The sequence below is a fragment of the Actinoplanes sandaracinus genome (assembly GCF_030009775.1).
Lineage (GTDB): Bacteria > Actinomycetota > Actinomycetes > Mycobacteriales > Micromonosporaceae > Actinoplanes > Actinoplanes sandaracinus.
This window is the reverse complement of record NZ_JASCTH010000006.1, coordinates 137,436-152,841: the sequence shown is the minus strand read 5'-3', so window position 1 is coordinate 152,841 and position 15,406 is coordinate 137,436. Positions and strand designations below refer to the sequence as shown.

General features: G+C 71.1%; 13 protein-coding genes. 9 read left to right on the top strand and 4 right to left on the bottom strand.

Annotated elements, in window-relative coordinates:
- The first annotated feature begins 42 nt into the window (after window positions 1–42).
- From QLQ12_RS11025 to QLQ12_RS11010, 4 genes are all read left to right on the top strand, one after another.
- Window positions 43–630, top strand: coding sequence for an LppU/SCO3897 family protein (locus tag QLQ12_RS11025; RefSeq protein ID WP_282759145.1), 588 nt, complete (start codon window positions 43–45; stop codon window positions 628–630).
- Window positions 631–720: 90 nt separating this feature from the next.
- Window positions 721–1,926 carry an AAA family ATPase gene (locus QLQ12_RS11020; protein WP_282759143.1) on the top strand — a complete coding sequence of 402 codons (1,206 nt, stop codon included), beginning with the start codon at window positions 721–723 and terminating at the stop codon, window positions 1,924–1,926.
- Between the two features lie 27 nt (window positions 1,927–1,953).
- Entirely contained in the window at window positions 1,954–2,463 is a 510-nt protein-coding gene (locus QLQ12_RS11015) for a DoxX family protein (protein ID WP_282759142.1), read from the top strand.
- A gap of 182 nt (window positions 2,464–2,645) precedes the next feature.
- A complete protein-coding gene (locus tag QLQ12_RS11010) occupies window positions 2,646–4,088 on the top strand; it encodes a glycosyltransferase 87 family protein (RefSeq protein WP_282759140.1) in 1,443 nt (480 codons plus the stop codon).
- 345 nt (window positions 4,089–4,433) lie between these two features.
- On the opposite strand, the gene QLQ12_RS11005 is transcribed toward QLQ12_RS11010, so the two are convergent.
- The 4 genes from QLQ12_RS11005 to moaC all read right to left on the bottom strand — a co-directional run bounded on the left by QLQ12_RS11005 (window position 4,434) and on the right by moaC (window position 7,434).
- Window positions 4,434–4,841, bottom strand: a complete 408-nt coding sequence (locus QLQ12_RS11005) for a molybdenum cofactor biosynthesis protein MoaE (protein ID WP_407651465.1) — start codon at window positions 4,839–4,841, stop codon at window positions 4,434–4,436.
- A 287-nt stretch (window positions 4,842–5,128) separates the two neighbouring features.
- On the bottom strand, window positions 5,129–6,346 hold the full coding sequence (locus QLQ12_RS11000) for a molybdopterin molybdotransferase MoeA (protein WP_282759138.1): 1,218 nt from the start codon (window positions 6,344–6,346) through the stop codon (window positions 5,129–5,131).
- Between the two features lie 126 nt (window positions 6,347–6,472).
- Complete coding sequence (locus QLQ12_RS10995) at window positions 6,473–6,970, bottom strand: MogA/MoaB family molybdenum cofactor biosynthesis protein (protein WP_282759137.1); 498 nt, start codon at window positions 6,968–6,970, stop codon at window positions 6,473–6,475.
- Window positions 6,943–7,434, bottom strand: a complete 492-nt coding sequence (gene moaC / locus QLQ12_RS10990) for a cyclic pyranopterin monophosphate synthase MoaC (RefSeq protein WP_282759136.1) — start codon at window positions 7,432–7,434, stop codon at window positions 6,943–6,945. Before moaC ends, QLQ12_RS10995 begins: the two co-directional genes overlap by 28 nt.
- Window positions 7,435–7,804: 370 nt before the next feature.
- Between moaC and QLQ12_RS10985 the strand changes: the two genes are divergently transcribed.
- From QLQ12_RS10985 to QLQ12_RS10965, 5 genes are all read left to right on the top strand, one after another.
- Window positions 7,805–10,300: a putative bifunctional diguanylate cyclase/phosphodiesterase gene (locus QLQ12_RS10985; protein WP_282759394.1), complete on the top strand. Its 2,496-nt coding sequence runs from the start codon at window positions 7,805–7,807 to the stop codon at window positions 10,298–10,300.
- Complete coding sequence (locus QLQ12_RS10980) at window positions 10,297–11,520, top strand: glycosyltransferase 87 family protein (protein WP_282759134.1); 1,224 nt, start codon at window positions 10,297–10,299, stop codon at window positions 11,518–11,520. The genes QLQ12_RS10985 and QLQ12_RS10980 overlap by 4 nt, the downstream gene beginning before the upstream one ends.
- A 181-nt stretch (window positions 11,521–11,701) precedes the next feature.
- The gene (locus QLQ12_RS10975; RefSeq protein ID WP_282759133.1) at window positions 11,702–12,082 is read left to right on the top strand and encodes a TFIIB-type zinc ribbon-containing protein; all 381 of its coding nucleotides are present in this window, start codon (window positions 11,702–11,704) and stop codon (window positions 12,080–12,082) included.
- A gap of 116 nt (window positions 12,083–12,198) precedes the next feature.
- Window positions 12,199–12,921, top strand: coding sequence for a nucleotidyltransferase domain-containing protein (locus tag QLQ12_RS10970; RefSeq protein ID WP_282759132.1), 723 nt, complete (start codon window positions 12,199–12,201; stop codon window positions 12,919–12,921).
- Between the two features lie 297 nt (window positions 12,922–13,218).
- A complete protein-coding gene (locus tag QLQ12_RS10965; protein ID WP_282759131.1) occupies window positions 13,219–13,557 on the top strand; it encodes a YbaB/EbfC family nucleoid-associated protein in 339 nt (112 codons plus the stop codon).
- Window positions 13,558–15,406 lie beyond the last annotated feature (1,849 nt).

Here is a 15,406-nt window from a genome sequence, read left to right as displayed (position 1 = left end):
TACGGTGGCAGGCAGCGTAGACCGCTTCTGGAGGGACCCCCGATGTCGCAGAACGGGCCTTACCCTGGCCAGTCATGGCCAGGCGCGAGCCCTGAGGAGCCGTACTCGGCGCCTTCCGACCCCTGGGGCGCACACGAGATCCCACAGCAGCAGTCGTACGCCCCGCCCGCGGAGTGGAAGAAGCCGGAGTGGAAGCGCCCGCCCGCCCGGCGCGGTTTCGCGATGGGCGCCACGATCGCCGCGCTGAGCGTGCTGATCGGCGGGGGCCTGGCCACCGCGGCATGGTTCGTCCTGGGCGGCCGGGACGATACCGCGCCGACCACCACGATCACCGCCACGACGCCGGCCGCGCACGGGCCCCGGCCGCAGACCAGTGCGGACGCGCGGTTCGCGGCGAAGGGTCAGTGCGTCCGCAACGAGGGTTCCAACGCCGAGCCGAAACTGCGGATCGTGGTGTGCACCGGGAACACCTACGAGATTCTCAAGCGGATAGACGGCCGCACGACCGGCGACAACGACGCGATCAAGAAGTGCTCCTCCGTGCCGAACTACACGAAGTGGTACTACTACGACACCGAGTACGACGACGTAGATTTCGTTCTCTGCCTGCGCGAGTATCAGCCCGTCTAGATCTTTCTAGCAGGAACGCTAGATCACCTTAGAGGATGATATCGAGGCGACTCTAGCGCTGGCGCTAGACGGCCCGATACGGTGCTACGCGTGGATCCGGTGCGTAACCCGTACGCTCCCGGCGCCGGTCAGCGCCCACCCGAGCTGGCCGGGCGCGGCCGCGAGCTGGACGCTTTCGACGTGGTCCTGGAGCGGGTGGCCCGCGGCCGCCCCGAGCGCAGCCTGGTCCTGACCGGCCTACGCGGCGTCGGCAAGACGGTGCTGCTCAACACCCTGCGCTCGGCCGCGATCGGCCGTCTCTGGGGCACCGGCAAGATCGAGGCCCGCCCCGATCAGTCGCTGCGCCGCCCAGTCTCCGGCGCGCTGCACATGGCCATCCGCGAGCTGGCCCCGCACCACCGCGACCCGGACCGGGTGGACGAGGTGCTCGGCGTGCTCAAGGCGTTCGCGCTGCGGGCCAACGACGGCAACTCCAAGCTGCGCGACCGATGGGCGCCCGGCATCGACGTGCCGCCGGCCCGCGGCCGCGCCGACTCCGGCGACATCGAGATCGACCTGGTCGAACTCTTCACCGACGCCGCCTCGCTGGCCACCGACGTCGGCACCGGGATCGCCCTGTTCATCGACGAGATGCAGGACCTGAGCGCGACCGACGTGTCCGCGCTCTGCGCGGCCTGCCACGAATTGTCCCAGCTGGGGGCGCCGCTGATCGTCGTCGGCGCCGGGCTGCCACACCTGCCGGCCGTGCTCTCCGCCGCCAAGTCGTACTCCGAACGGCTCTTCCGCTACCAGCGGATCGACCGGCTGGACCGGGACGCCGCCGATCTGGCGCTCGGCGTGCCGGCCGAGCGGGAGGACGTGGAGTACGAGCCGGACGCCCTCGACATGCTCTACGAGAAGTCCGGCGGCTACCCGTACTTCGTGCAGGCGTACGGGAAGGCGACGTGGGACCACGCGCCGCAGTCGCCGATCACCGCCGACGACGTGAAGGTCGCCGCGCCGGAGGCCGAGGTCGAGCTGGCCGTCGGCTTCTTCGGCTCCCGGTTCGAGCGGGCCACCCCGGCCGAGCGGGAGTACATGCGTGCCATGGCCGCGCTCTCCAGCGATCCCGGCAACGACATGGACGCCGCGGTGCCGACCTCCGACATCGCCACCTCACTCGGCCGCAAGCCGGCCAGTCTGTCCCCGGCCCGGGATGCGCTGATCAAAAAAGGACTCATCTACTCCGGCGAACGCGGCACGGTCGCGTTCACCGTCCCGCACTTCGGCCGTTACCTCAGAACACAGCCGGTGTAATGGCGCGCTTGCGGGTATAACCGGGTCATGAGGCCCGTACGCACCGCAGCCCGAGCCCTGCTGGCATCGATCTTCGTCGTCGACGGGATCCGGACCCTGGCCCGGCCGGAGGCCCGGGCCGAAACGGCCCGCCCTCTCACCGACCGGGTGACCCCGCTGCTGGAGAGGACCGATCCCCGCCTGCCGACCGACCCGCTCACTCTGGTCCGGGTCAAGGCCGTCGCCGACGTGGTGGCCGGCCTGGCCCTCGCCACCGGCCGTTTCACCCGCCCCGCGGCGGCTGTTCTGGCCGCCGGGCTCATCCCGCACACGGCGACCGACAAGGGTGACCGCGACCACTTGCTGAAGAACCTCGGCCTGCTCGGCGGGCTGCTGCTGGCGGCCGTCGACACCGAGGGCCGTCCGGGTCTGCGTTATCGGACAACGCATGCCGTGGACCGCAGCCAGCGCTCGGTTCGGCGGGCGGTGCGTACCGCGCGGCGGGAGGCGAAGATCGCTGCGGCATCCGCCGCGGCAGCGCGTAAATTGCCCGGCTAACAACCTTCTTGCGGCCTTTGCGTTAAAGCGGACGAGGGGCCGCGCGGTCGGTCTGCGCCTTCTAAGCTCGCTTCCGCTCGGCTATGACCCGCCGCCGCTCTCGACCGCTTCGCCTCTCGCGCAAGCGGGCGGGTCGACCGGCAGCGCCATGCCGAGCCCGGGGACGAGACGGGGGTCGCGCCATGCCGGCAATCGAGAGAAGTGCGCACAGCGCTACGCGCCTGCGGTCGGGGTTGGTCGCCGTCGGCGGGCTGCTCACGCTCGCGATCATCACGCTCTACCTGCAGCGGTACGGGCTGAGCACCCTCGCCGTCGAACACGCGGCGGTCCGGGGCTGGCTGGACGGGGACGGGCTCTACGCGTACCGCGAACCCGGAAGCCAAGCGGGAGCCGCGCAGCCACCGGCGGCGGCGATGCTCCTCGCGCCCCTCACCCTGCTGCCGCTGCGCGCCGCCGGCTGGCTGCTGGCCCTCGCCGGCGTGGCCGCGCTGCTGCTCACCACCCTGGTCGTCGCCGGCCCGGTCGCCCGCCGCCACGGCCGGCGCCGCGGCCCGTTCGTCCTGGCGGCCGCATCGCTTGCGCTGCTGGCCGAACCGGTGCGCGCCGCCATCGGCCTCGGCCGGCCCGAGTTGCTGATCCTCGCGCTGCTCGCCGCTGACATCGTCGGGCTCCGCCGGGCCGCCCGCACCCTGCACCTCCCACATCGCACCAGGTTCGCGTCCCGCTTCACCCGTCCCCGGTTCGATCCGTCCGCGCCCGGCCCGCTCCGCCGCGTCTTCGATCCGTTGTCACCCGGTCCGCTTCGCCGCGTCTTCGATCCGTCGTCGCCCGGCCCGCTGCGCCGGGCCTTCGATCCGTCGTCGTCCAGTCCGCTTCGCCGCGCCTGGGCGAACGGCTCGTGGGCCGGAGCCGGCACCGGGCTGGCCGCCGCCCTCAGCCCCACCGCGCTGCTCTTCGTCGTCTATCTGCTGGTCACCCGGCAACGCCGGGCCGCCGTCACCGCCCTGGCCACCGCGGCGGCGGTCACCGTCGCCGCGCTGGTCGCGGCTCCAGCGGAAACCCTCGCGTGGTACGGCACGACGATGTGGGAACTCGACCGGCCCGCCCCGATCAGCGACATCCACAACCAGTCCCTCGCCGGGGCGATGGCACGTCTCTACGACTTTCCCGCCCCGCCCGTCCTCGTGTGGTTCTCGTTCGGCATCCTGCTCCTGGCCGTCGGCCTGATCCGGGCCCGCTCCGCGCACAGCGACAACGACGAGGTAGCGGCGTTCACTCTGATCGGCCTCACCGCCGCGGTCGCCGGCCCGGTCACCACCGCCGCCGAAAGCCTGTGGCTGCTCCCGGCCGTCCTGGTTCTGGCCGACGCCGGCCTGCGCCGCCGCCTCGGCGGCCGGCTTCCCCGATCGAAGCGCCTCACCGGGACGGGCTATCTGGTGGCGGCTGCCCTCGGCTACCTGACCCTGGTTGTCACACCCGAGTGGTCGCTGATCTGGAACGTGCCCGCCTTCACCCTGATACTGCTGGTCAACGCGCTGCCGTGGCGGCACGGAACACCGGCGCTGCCGACACGGCAGCCGGTCCCGGCCCGGCGGGCCGCCATCCCTCTCCCCCGGGGCGGCTGAACCTCGCCGCGGCTCGGGGCGGCCGAACCTTCGGGCGGCTGAACCTCTCCGCGGCCATTCCGTACCGGATCAGGGCATCCGCACGGGTGGGGACTTCTGGGCGCGCCGAAATTCCTCCCACGTCACTGTGATCCGCGCCGTGGCCTGTCCGTTCAACCACCCGCCCAGCCGTCGCCCTGAGCCCTCTCACACGTGCCGCGCTGGCAACGCTGACCAGCCGTCGCCGACGCGTGTTATCCCTGCCGCAACACCCGCCCCAGGTACGGCTAGACCACCAGCGAGACGCCGCCCGTCCGCCACAGCACAGCCAGCCGTCGCTGACGTGACCGGAGCCCGGCGGTGAGGTCAGGGGCAGTTGACCCACTCTTCGGTGCCGTCGTGGAACAGCTGACGCTTCCAGATCGGCAGGCGGGCCTTGGCCTCGTCGACGAGTCGGCCGCAGGCGGCGAAGGCCGCCGCCCGGTGTGCCGTGCTCACCGAGGCGACCAGCGCGACATCACCGATCGCCAGACTGCCGATGCGATGTGAGACGGCCACCGCGTAGACGGCCGGGTCGGCGGCTATCTCCTCGGCCACCTCGCGGAGGATCGCGGCGGCGGTGGGGTGGCCCTCGTATTCCAGGAGGGCTACACCGCGGCCGTGGTCGTGGTCGCGGACGACTCCCTGGAACGAGACGACGGCGCCGGCCCGAGGGTCTGCGACCGCGGCTTCGTGGGCGGCGAGGTCGAGTGGTTCGTCGAGCACCTCGACCAGGGTGACCAGGCCGGCGGCGGACGGGGACCCCCCACTCGCACCGTCGGAGCCGGAAGCGCCGACTGGCGACGCCGCAGCGCCCGCAGGGTTCGGGACACTCGGGGCGGCCGAAACGTCCCGAGCAGCCGAATCGCCAGGAGCAGGGGGAACGCCTGGCGCAGCGGGAACAGCGGAAGCAGCGGGAACATCCGGGACTGCGGGAACGCCTGGAGCGACCGAAACGCCAGGAGCGGCGGGATCGCCGGGAGCGGCTGTAACGCCCGGGGCGTCTGGAGGGATGGGGATGGTCACGGGCGCTCCCCGAGCATCAGAGGAAGGGGCAGGAAGGGCACCACATCGCCGGCCGTGGCCCGCGTGCCCGGGCGGACGACCGCGAAGCCGTGCGCATTGGCGAGACCACGCAGCATGGCGGAACCGACGTGCCCGACGGGCGTGGCGGTCCGCCCGGAGGCGTCGAGGGCGGCGAGGGCCAGGTGGGTGAAGGCACCCCGGCCCGCGACGTCGGCGCCCGCAGCGACCGACGGCAGCGGCGGGAGGGCCCGGCCGCGCAGTCCGGCAAGTAGCGGCGCGACCAGAGTGACCAGGGCGATCACCGCAGATTGCGGGTTGCCGGGGAGCCCGGCGAGGAACCGGTCGCGCCCGTCCGGGCCGGGCACCCGGGCCAGCAGCATCGGGAACCCGGGACGCACGGCGACCGTGTTGACGATGTAGGTAGCGCCGAGTTCGGCCAGCGCCGGGTGCAGGTGGTCGACCGGGCCGTGCATGGTGCCGCCGGTGGTGCAGACCAGGTCGGCGGTGTCGAGCGCCGACCGGATGGCATCGAGATGGGCGGTGAGGGTGTCCTTGACCGGCCCGGTCACCGACTCCACCGATGCGCCGTAGCGTCGCAGCCAGCCGGGCACCTGAGGGCCGAGGGAGTCACGGACCCGGCCGGCGCCGGGCGGGCCGGAGGTGAGCAGTTCGTCACCGAAGACCAGGAGCGCGGCGCGGGGCGTGGCGTGCACCTGAAGAGTCTCATAACCGCAGGTGGCGGCGACGCCGATGACCGCCGGGTCCACCGCGGTGCCGGCCGGCAGCAGCTCCTCGCCGAGGTGCGCCTCCTCGCCGGGCAGACGCCAGTCGGGGATGGTCCGCGGCTCACCGGTGACTCTGCCGTCGGCTCCGGTGACCGAGTCCTCGATGCGGATCAGGGCGGTGGCGTTGCCGGGCACCATCGCACCGGTCGCGATCTCGACGCAGGTGCCGTCCTCGCCGAGTGGCGCCGGCGTGCCACCGGCAAGCACCTGGCCGACCGGTCGCCATGGGGCGGCGCCGCGCACGGCCCATCCGTCGATGCTCGACGTCGGGAAGGCGGGCAGGTCGGTGAGGGCGCGCAGGGGTTCGGCGAGGGTCCGGCCGTCGGCCAGGGCCAGCGGGATCTCCTCCGCACCGCCGGCCGCGGCACGGCCCGCCTCATAGGCGAGGGTGCGTGCCAGTTCCCAGTCCACAGGGGTCGACTCGGTCACCGGGGAAGCCTATCGCTCAGCGGGCGCGCCCCCGGCCCTGGTCCACGCTGTGAACGCCCGGTGGGCTGACCTCGCCGTTCACCGCTCCGGACGCCACCCACGTTGTGGGACGCCCGGTGGGAGGACTCAGTGATCGCCGCCGCGGATCTGGTCCACCGTGTGTGACAGCAGGGGGCCGAGCACGGCCAGCCCGTCCTTGGCGCCACCGGCCGAGCCGGGAAGGTTGACGATCAGGGTGCGCCTGGCGACTCCGGCCAGCCCTCGGGACAGCGCGGCCGCCGGCACCCGGTCGCGGCTGTAGGCGCGGATCGCCTCGGCGATCCCGGGGATCTCGAAGTCGAGCAGGCCACGGGTGGCCTCGGGGGTGCGGTCGGTCGGGGTGACGCCGGTGCCGCCGCTGGTCAGCACGACGTCGACACCCTCGGCGACGGCGGCGCGGAGGGCTTCGGCGACCGGCTCGCCGTCGGGTACGACGACCGGCTCGCCGACGTCACAGCCGAGTTCGCGCAGGCCGGCGACGAGGCGGGGGCCGCTGGTGTCGGCGTAGACCCCGGCGGCGGCACGGTTGGAGGCGACGATCACCCGAGCCCGGATGGTCACGGCCGGTTCTCCGGGCGTACCCACTCGCCGGTCTTGCCGCCTTGTTTGAGCAGGACACGGACGGCTTCGAGGCTGGCCGCGGGGTCCACCGCCTTGATCATGTCGATCATCGCGAGGCCGGCCGTCGCGACGGCGGTGAGGGCCTCCATCTCGACGCCGGTCCGGTCGGCGGTCTTGGTGGTGGCGGTGATCTCGACGGTGTCGATGGTGGGTTCCAGCTCGACCGTCACGCCGTGGAGACCGATCGGGTGACACAGCGGGATCAGATCGGGTGTCCGTTTCGCGCCCATGATCCCGGCGAGGCGGGCCACCGCGAGCGCGTCACCCTTCGGCAGGCCGTCGCGGCGCAGCAGGTCGATGACCTCCGCGGTGGTACGGACGCGGCCGGCCGCAACGGCACGGCGGTCGCTCACCGTCTTGGCGGACACGTCCACCATGCGGGCGGCGCCGGTCTCGTCGACGTGCGTCAGCTGACTTTCCTGTGGCATGCCGGAAGCTTAGTTCGCGTGGGTTTAACACCTCGTCCACACAGCTCAGGGCACACTGCTGGGGCCGAGAATGGAGTTCCGCGAAGCCGAATAGCGCGATTCACATCGCATTGAGCGTCCGTTAGGGAACTGTCCGTAACGAGTCCTCGTCCTGTTATCGCATTTTGCGCATACCGACACGATAGGCTGGAAATCACCCCCACCTACTCCTAAGTTATGTCCTGTCAGGACGACATTGGACAAATAGGAGGAAGCCATGCTGGGCGAAAAAGACTGGGGATGAAAACCGTCTGATGCGCGGACAGACGGCTATGAATTACCTTGTGCTTTGAGCGACGACACGATCGCTTTCGGCGATGACAAGGACCTCATGCCTCCCAGCCGCGACGACGACAACGCGACCGAAGAGCGGCTACGGCTGCTCGTCGGTCTCGTCGTCGTTCTGGGTTGCTGCGCCGCCGCCGGGTTCGCGGCCTTCGCTCTGCGGCTTCCCGGCCCCCTGCCGACGCCGCTGGCCCTCGTCGGCCTGTGCGGCTTCCTGATCATCGCCCACAAGCTCCGGGTGCACGTCCGCGTCAAGTCCAGCATGGACAGCAACACCTGGGGCGAAGTCCCCGTTCTGGTCGGGCTGACCCTGCTGCCGGCGCACTGGGTGGTGTTCTGCGCGATCACCGCAGGCGTAGTCATCCGCTGCCTCGATTGGCGCGGTTTGCAGAAAACGGCGTTCGGTGTCGCCAAGGGTGCTCTGACGACCAGTTCCGCAGCCGCCGTCTTCCTCGCTTTCGGCGTCCAGGCCGACCTGTCCGAGCCGCCGTTCCCAGTAATCCCGATCATGGTGGCGCTCGCCGCGTTCATCCTGGTCGACCACCTCGCCTTCGTCCCCGTGGTGTCGACAGCCACCGCCAGCGGGAAGTGGCAGGTAGCGCTGCACGACTGGACCAGCAAGGTCATCCTGCATTTCGGTGAGCTGGTCGCCATCCTCTCCGTGGTCGGTGTGCTGGCCACCGGCACCGACCCGGTGCTTCTGCTGGGCGTTCCGCTCGTTGTGGTGTGCATGCACCTGTGGCAGTCCCGCAGTGTCCGCACCCGCGAGGAACGCGAGTCCTGGCAGCGCCTCGCCAAGGCCACCGACGAGCTCAACGCCGTTGACCTCACCCAGGTCCTGCACTCGGCGACCACCCGGGCGGCGCAGATCTTCTCCGCGGCCGAGGCCACCATCGACCTGGCCGCCCGCTCGGTGCGGGCGACCGGATCCCAGGTCCTGGCCGACGGCCCGCAAGCGGCCGCCCGCTCCGCACCGCCCGACGAGACCACGGTCGACCTGGTCGCCCACGACGGCAGCGTCCGGGTCGGGGTGCTGCGGCTGCGGTTCGGTGGCACGGTCCGGCTGACCGAGGTCGAGCAGTACAAACTGCGTACCTTCGCCTCGGCCGTCTGCACGGCCATCCGGAACGCGCAGGCGTACGCCGAACTCGCCCGCATCGCCGCCGAGAACGCACACGCCGCCGCTCACGACCCGCTGACCGGCCTGGCCAACCGCCGCCGGCTGTACGACCACGCCGAACAACTCTTCCGCTCCACCGGCCACTCCGGTCTGTTCGCGCTGCTATTGATCGACCTGAACCACTTCAAGGAGGTCAACGACACGCTCGGGCACGCCGCCGGTGACCACGTCCTGTGTGAGGTCGCCGGCCGGTTGCGCGCCTCTGCGGCCCCCGGTGACCTGGTCGCCCGGCTCGGCGGCGACGAGTTCGCGGTCCTGTTCACCGGCCTGCCCACGCCCGCGCTGGCCGGTCACCGGGCCACCGGCATGCTCGCCGCCCTGGACGCCGGCATCGAGGTCGAAGGCATGCAGCTCACCGTCGAGGCGGCCGGCGGCATCGCCCTGGCCGCCGGCACGGGCAGCGTCGAGGAGCTGATGCGCCGCGCCGACATCGCCATGTACCAGGCGAAACGCGCCGGTGAGCAGACCGTGGTCTATGCGCACGCCCGGGACACCGCCGACCTGGAGCGGCTGATGCTCACCGGCGAACTGCGGCGGGCCGTCGCCGAACACGAGTTCACCGTCGACTTCCAGCCGATCGTCGACCTCGGCACCGGCGAGGTGATGGCGGCCGAGGCGCTGGCCCGCTGGCACCACCCCGACCAGGGCAGCCTCAGCCCGGTGCGGTTCCTGGAGACGGTGGAACGGTCCGGGCAACTCCCGGCGTTCGCCGACGCGGTGCTGGAGCAGTCGCTGATCGCCCGGCAGAGCTGGCGGGAGGCGGGCTTCGACCTGCCGGTCGCGGTCAACGTGTCGCCACGCAGCCTGCTCGACCCGACATTCCCGAGTGCGGTGCTGGCCCGGCTGGCGAAACACGACGTCCCGCCGAACCGGCTCGTCCTGGAACTCGCCGAGACGCTCACCATCAGTCAACTCGACGTGGTCGAGCGCACCCTCGCCGAGCTGCGCAACGCCGGCGTGCGGCTGGCGATCGACGACTTCGGCACGGGCGTCTCGTCGCTCTCCGTGCTGTCGCGCATCCCGGTGCACCAACTCAAGATCGACCGGGAGTTCGTGGCCGGGGTGGAGACGTCGACCGAGGCCGCCGCCGTCGTCCGTACCACCGTCGACCTGGCCCGCAACCTGCATCTCACGGTCGTGGCCGAGGGGGTGGAGAGCGAGCCGCAGCGCCGCGCCCTCTGGGCCCTGGGTTGCGTGGCAGGGCAGGGGCATCTGTTCGCCCGACCATATTCAGCCGCCCGTTTCCTCGGCATTCTCCAGCGCGGTTGCGGAGGCCGGCCGGGCGTGCTCGCCGTCGCACTGCACGACGAGGGCTCGGTGATCCGGATGCCGGTTCGCCGTCTGCCAAACTTGCCCGCGTGATCAAAGTGCCGGACCGCGCGGTCGACCTGCTCCTCTACTCCGTGTCGGCGGCCTTCGCGCTGATCACCGCGCTGACCTCGACGCTCATGCCACATCGCGCCTGGGGCGCGGTCGCGGCGTGGGGTTACCTGGCGGCCGCGCTGCTCGTCTACGCGGTCCGCCGCCGCGACCTGCTCACCTGGGGGGCGTGGGCGGCGGTGGCGCTGCTTCCGCTGGTCGTCCAGTCGGTGCAGCGGGCCGGCGGCCGCACCGACCGCGCCCAGGAGGAGGTGCTGGTCGTCGAGCACATGGGCGAGTCGCTGCTGCACACCGGCACGCCCTACCTGGGCCGCGCGGAGATCGCCGCGATTCCGCTCGATGAACGCCTGCTCGGCTATCGCCCCTATCAGCCAGGCATGTCCGTTTTCGGCCTGCCGCGCGCGCTGATGGGCGACCACTGGTGGACCGACGCTAGGATCTGGTTCGCGATCATCACCGTGGCCGCGGTCGGCGCGGCGGTCGCGCTTCTCCGCTCCTCCCAAAACCCTTCGCTGGTACGGGCCACGCAAGCCGCCACCGTCCTCCCGGTGACCGCGCTGACCCTCGCCACCGGGGGTGACGACATCCCGGTCCTGGCACTCTGCCTGCTCGCGCTGGCCCTGTCGGCCACCGGCCGTCCCGGCTGGTCCGGCGTAGCCGTCGGCGCGGCCGCCGCCTGCAAACTCTTCGCGCTGCCGGTCGTCGCCGTCCTGGTCGTGCTCGCCGTGGCCACCGGCACCTGGCGCCGCCTGCTTCCCGGCGCCCTCGGCCTCCCACTGCTCGCCCTGGTCCCGCCGCTGCTTGCCGACGCCGACGCTCTCGTCGAGAACGTCCTGCGCTTCCCGCTCGGCCACGGGCTGGTCACCAGTCCGGCGCAGTCGCCGTTCCCCGGCTACCTGATCTCCCAGTCCCTGCCCGGCGGACGCTACGTGGCCATGGGCCTGCTGGTCACCGCGGCCGCCGTGATCGGCCTGTGGCTGCTGCGCCGCCCGCCGCGCACCGCCGCCACCGCCGCGCTCTTCTGCGGATACGGCCTTCTCGCCGCGATCCTGTTGATGCCGACGACACGATTCGGCTACCTGCTCTACCCTGCCGCCCTGCTGCTCTGGGCGCCGGCCCTCGCGGCGCTGGCGACCGCTCGCCCGAGTGCGCGCACCGCCGGCCCGGATGTCCGTACCCCTGATCCGGGCGTCAACCCCTGATCCGGGCGTCGGAGCCCGCTGGTTCGGAGCCCGCACCCGCCATCGGGCCGTGCGCACCCGCTGTCCGGCGTGCGTACTCGCTGGTCCGGGTGCCCACGTCCGTTGTTCCGGGCGTCCGCATTCAGGAAGGACACAGGTTCTTCGGCCCCACGGCATGACACGGCCTTGTACCGTCATTGAAATGCATATGACCTGTCCCAAGTGTCACGGCGAGATGCGGGTCTACGAGCGCAGCGGCGTCACGATCGACCAGTGCACCGAGTGCCGCGGAATCTTCCTCGACCGTGGTGAGCTGGAGAAGCTCTTCGCCGTCGAGGCCAACTACAACCGGCCCCCGGCCGGCGGTCAGGTTCCCCCGCCTCCCGCCCCGCACCAGCCCGGCTACCCGCCGCCCCCGCCGCCGCCCGCCTACGGGCACCCGGCACCCGCCTATGGCCAGCCGGCGCCGCATGCCTACCCGCCCCCCGTGCCGGCCTACGGGCATCACGGTCACTACCGGCGCGGCCAGGCCCACCACGGCCACTACCGCCGTCGCGGATTCCTGCACGACCTGTTCGACTGACACGCTCTCAGGTGACATCGTGCCGCGTCCTCGCCTGACGCCGCGCTTCGCCTGACGCTCCGACGGACAGTAAACGCGGGTGCGGCCGGCCCGCTCGACATGCCAGGGTGTGTGGCGTGCCGGCCGATCCCGTCGAAGTCGCGACTCGCCTGGTCGGCGAGCGTTTCCCCGGCGCGCGTGCCGCCTTCCTCGGTGGCAGTGCGCCGACCGCCCGCCGAACCGCCTGGTCCGATCTGGACGTCGTGGTCGTTCTGGATGGGCCACCTGCCCCGTTTCGCGACACCTTGCGCTATGACGGCTGGATCGTCGAGCTGTTCGTGCAGACTCCGACCTCGCTGGCGCACTACTGGCGTAAGGATGCGGCGGCGAGGCGTACCCCGCTGCTTCGCATGGTCGCCGAAGGCGTGATCCTCGCCGGCACCGACAGCGCCGCCGAGGCCTATCGTGCCCGTGCCGCCGCCCTGCTCGCCGTCGGCCCGGCGGCGCCACCCACCCGGACCGTCGACATGCAGCGTTACCTGGTCACCGACCTGGTGGACGATCTGCGCGGCTGCTCCGACCCGGTGGAGATCGCCTACTTGGCGGCGACCCTGGTCCTCGCCACGTCCGACCTGTTGCTGCTGGCCGAAAACCGGTGGTCGGCTCGCGGAAAGTGGCTCCCGCGGCGGCTGGCCGAAATTGATCCCGACCTGCCCGGCCGTCTCGCGGCCGCCCAGAGGGCCGTCGTCGTCGGGGGCGACCGGGAGCCACTCGTAGCAGCGGTGCTCTCCGTCCTGGACCACACCGGCGGCCCGCTGCAGGAAGGTTTCCGTCTCGCCGGCGAAGATCCCGGCCGATGATTTTCCGTCGCTTGCCGGCCCTTCTCCGGCACGCAGCGTCATGTTCCCGTCCAGGGTCGAGCTCCACAGTGCACGAGTTGCCTGTGTGAATGCGTGCGATTCTGAGCGCTATCCGCATCGCCGCCGGGGATCGATCACTCTAGGTAGTGACAACACGGAGTCGTATCGTCACATTAAAGTGACCTATTTCGATAAGCTTCTCTTTTCGTGTGCGTTACGAAGTCGCTGGAATACGCAACGTCGCTGATCTTGGGTATTGTCACGTGCGCCCCTGTCGCGGCGAACGGAGGAACAACCGTGACTGAAACCGCGGATCGAGCGGCCGATCAATCCCTGCGCGCCGACCTGCAGGACGTCTACGGCCGCTACGAAGATCTGCGCTCCGGTGTGGACGAACTGCAGCGCAGCATCGCGACCATGCAGGTCAGCGCCGCGTCCGAAGACGGCGCCGTGCGAGCCACTGTGGACTCTGACGGCCGGCTCGTCGACCTCCGGCTGGACCAGGGGGCCTGCCGTGAATGGTCCACCGAAACCCTCGCTCGGGTCATCGTGGAAACCGTTCAACAAGCCTCCGCCGGCAAAGTGCACCAAATCGAACACCTGGTCAACAATCACCGGCCGGCCGAGGGCACCTAGAACCTTTCCCTGGCCGCCGCCGGGCCCGACTTGGCTCCTCCTCGCCCGCCGTCCGGCGGCGCCAACGTCCGCCGCTCTGAGCCGGCCGGGCTCGGCCGGGCCCGCGTGCCGCCGCTCTCGCGCCTCTGCGACGGGTGCGCCGCTTGTCCGCGCCGCTCAGCCCTTACGCGCCGGAGCCGCTCAGCCGGTCCGCGCCGCTCAGCCCGTCCGTGCTTCGCTCAATGCTTATGCGCAGATCGGCCTCTCCGAACCCCGCTCAACCCCTACCCGCCGCTCGGGCCATTCACCGCTCGGGCCATCCATTGCTCGGGCCATGCGCCGCTCGGGCCATCCACCGCTCAGGCCATCCATTGCTCAGGCCATCCATTGCTCGGGCCATCCATTGCTCGGGCCATGCGCCGCTCGGGCCATCCGCCGCTCAGGCCATGCGAGCCCCGCTCATCGCCTGAGCGCCGCTCGGGGCCGATGCGCGTCCGCGTCTGTTTGCCTCCGTGCACCCAGTTCCTCGGGTCACGTGCACGCGTCGCCGCTGTACTCACCCGACCCGCTTCGGGCTCGCCACGCACACGTCATCCACCACGCACCTCACCCAATGCCGGCCACCCGGAGTCCCGAGACCCGGAGTCCCTGCCACTCGAAGACCCGCCACCCCGAGGTTCGACCACCCAGTCCGAACAGCCGCAAGCCCGCAGTGGACCATCCGCAGGCCTGCAGGCCCCGCCATCCGCAGACACGCGGGCCCGGACGTCCACGGACCCACATCCGCATCCGTGACTTCAGCCGTCGGTCTCGGCCATCTCCAGCCCGGGAGACCCGGCCATCCGCAGACCCCCGCCCGGGAAGACCCGGCCATCCGCAGACCCCAGCCCCGCAGGACTCGCCCCCCAGCCCGCCATCCGAAGACCCCATCCTGCAGACGTCACCCCGGGCCCGGCCGTCCGCAGAGCCGATACGCCGGGTCATCCAGACTGCCTGTTCGGGCCCGGCTCGCAGACTGGGCGCATCCTCTCCTCAGCCCTCTCGGCACCAATCGGATCAGTCCCCGCGGCTGCCGGCGGGTCCGATGCGCCACCCTCATGTCGCTCAATGACGCCGGCACCACGCCCCAGCTCACGTCTTCGATACCGCGACGTCAAATCTCGCCCCTGGACGCTGCGGAGAGCACTGGTCGTGACGCTGCCTCCACCCCGGGAGACTGCCCGCCCGGTCAGCTGCATTGCGCGGGCCAGGCTGCACCCTCGAAGGTGGCCGCCCCATAGCGATATTCAGCACATCCCAGACGCAACCTGGGCACAGCCACGATCTTGGTGCGATAACCGCCTGAATCGGTGGTCCTCGCTTCAAGATCTCAAGTCGCGGCAGTGAGGGCACTCCCCGATTTCGAGTGCCGCTCCGGCATCCCTCACCGAGGCGATGCCCCCTAATTATCCTGCTCATGGGGCGGACGTGGCTTCCGCTCCCTCGCGGTGGCTCCCACCGGCACTGCATTGACTAGGTCGAACTACGCCAGCCCGCAGCGCCGGCAAATCCGCAACGTTACAAAATCGCGCAACGCTGCCACATGGCGCTACGCCGCCAGGTCCCGCAACGTAGGCAAGCCCCTCGACGCAGCCAAATCTGCCACGCTGGCGAATCCGCAACGCTGGCAAGTCCCGCAACGCTGCCAAGTCCCGCAACGCTGGCGAGTCCCGCTGGCGGCATCCCGCCCTGGCCCGCCTAACAACCCGCGACCGCAACGGCCGCCGGCCCAGAGCTGGCTCGCGGGCACGCCCCCGGCTGGCGGGACTGCCGATGTTCGCCTTATCGAAGCAAACAGGCCACCCCGGCACCTAGACCACCCGGCCAGCCA

What these genes read in the sequence shown, in the direction of transcription:
- QLQ12_RS10975 (WP_282759133.1), top strand. Translation starts at nt 11,702, where the DNA reads ATGCATATGACCTGTCCCAAGTGTCACGGCGAGATGCGGGTCTACGAG.
- QLQ12_RS11015 (WP_282759142.1), top strand. Translation starts at nt 1,954, where the DNA reads ATGAGGCCCGTACGCACCGCAGCCCGAGCCCTGCTGGCATCGATCTTC.
- QLQ12_RS10985 (WP_282759394.1), top strand. Translation starts at nt 7,805, where the DNA reads ATGCCTCCCAGCCGCGACGACGACAACGCGACCGAAGAGCGGCTACGG.
- QLQ12_RS11010 (WP_282759140.1), top strand. Translation starts at nt 2,646, where the DNA reads ATGCCGGCAATCGAGAGAAGTGCGCACAGCGCTACGCGCCTGCGGTCG.
- moaC (WP_282759136.1), bottom strand. Translation starts at nt 7,434, where the DNA reads ATGCCACAGGAAAGTCAGCTGACGCACGTCGACGAGACCGGCGCCGCC.
- QLQ12_RS11025 (WP_282759145.1), top strand. Translation starts at nt 43, where the DNA reads ATGTCGCAGAACGGGCCTTACCCTGGCCAGTCATGGCCAGGCGCGAGC.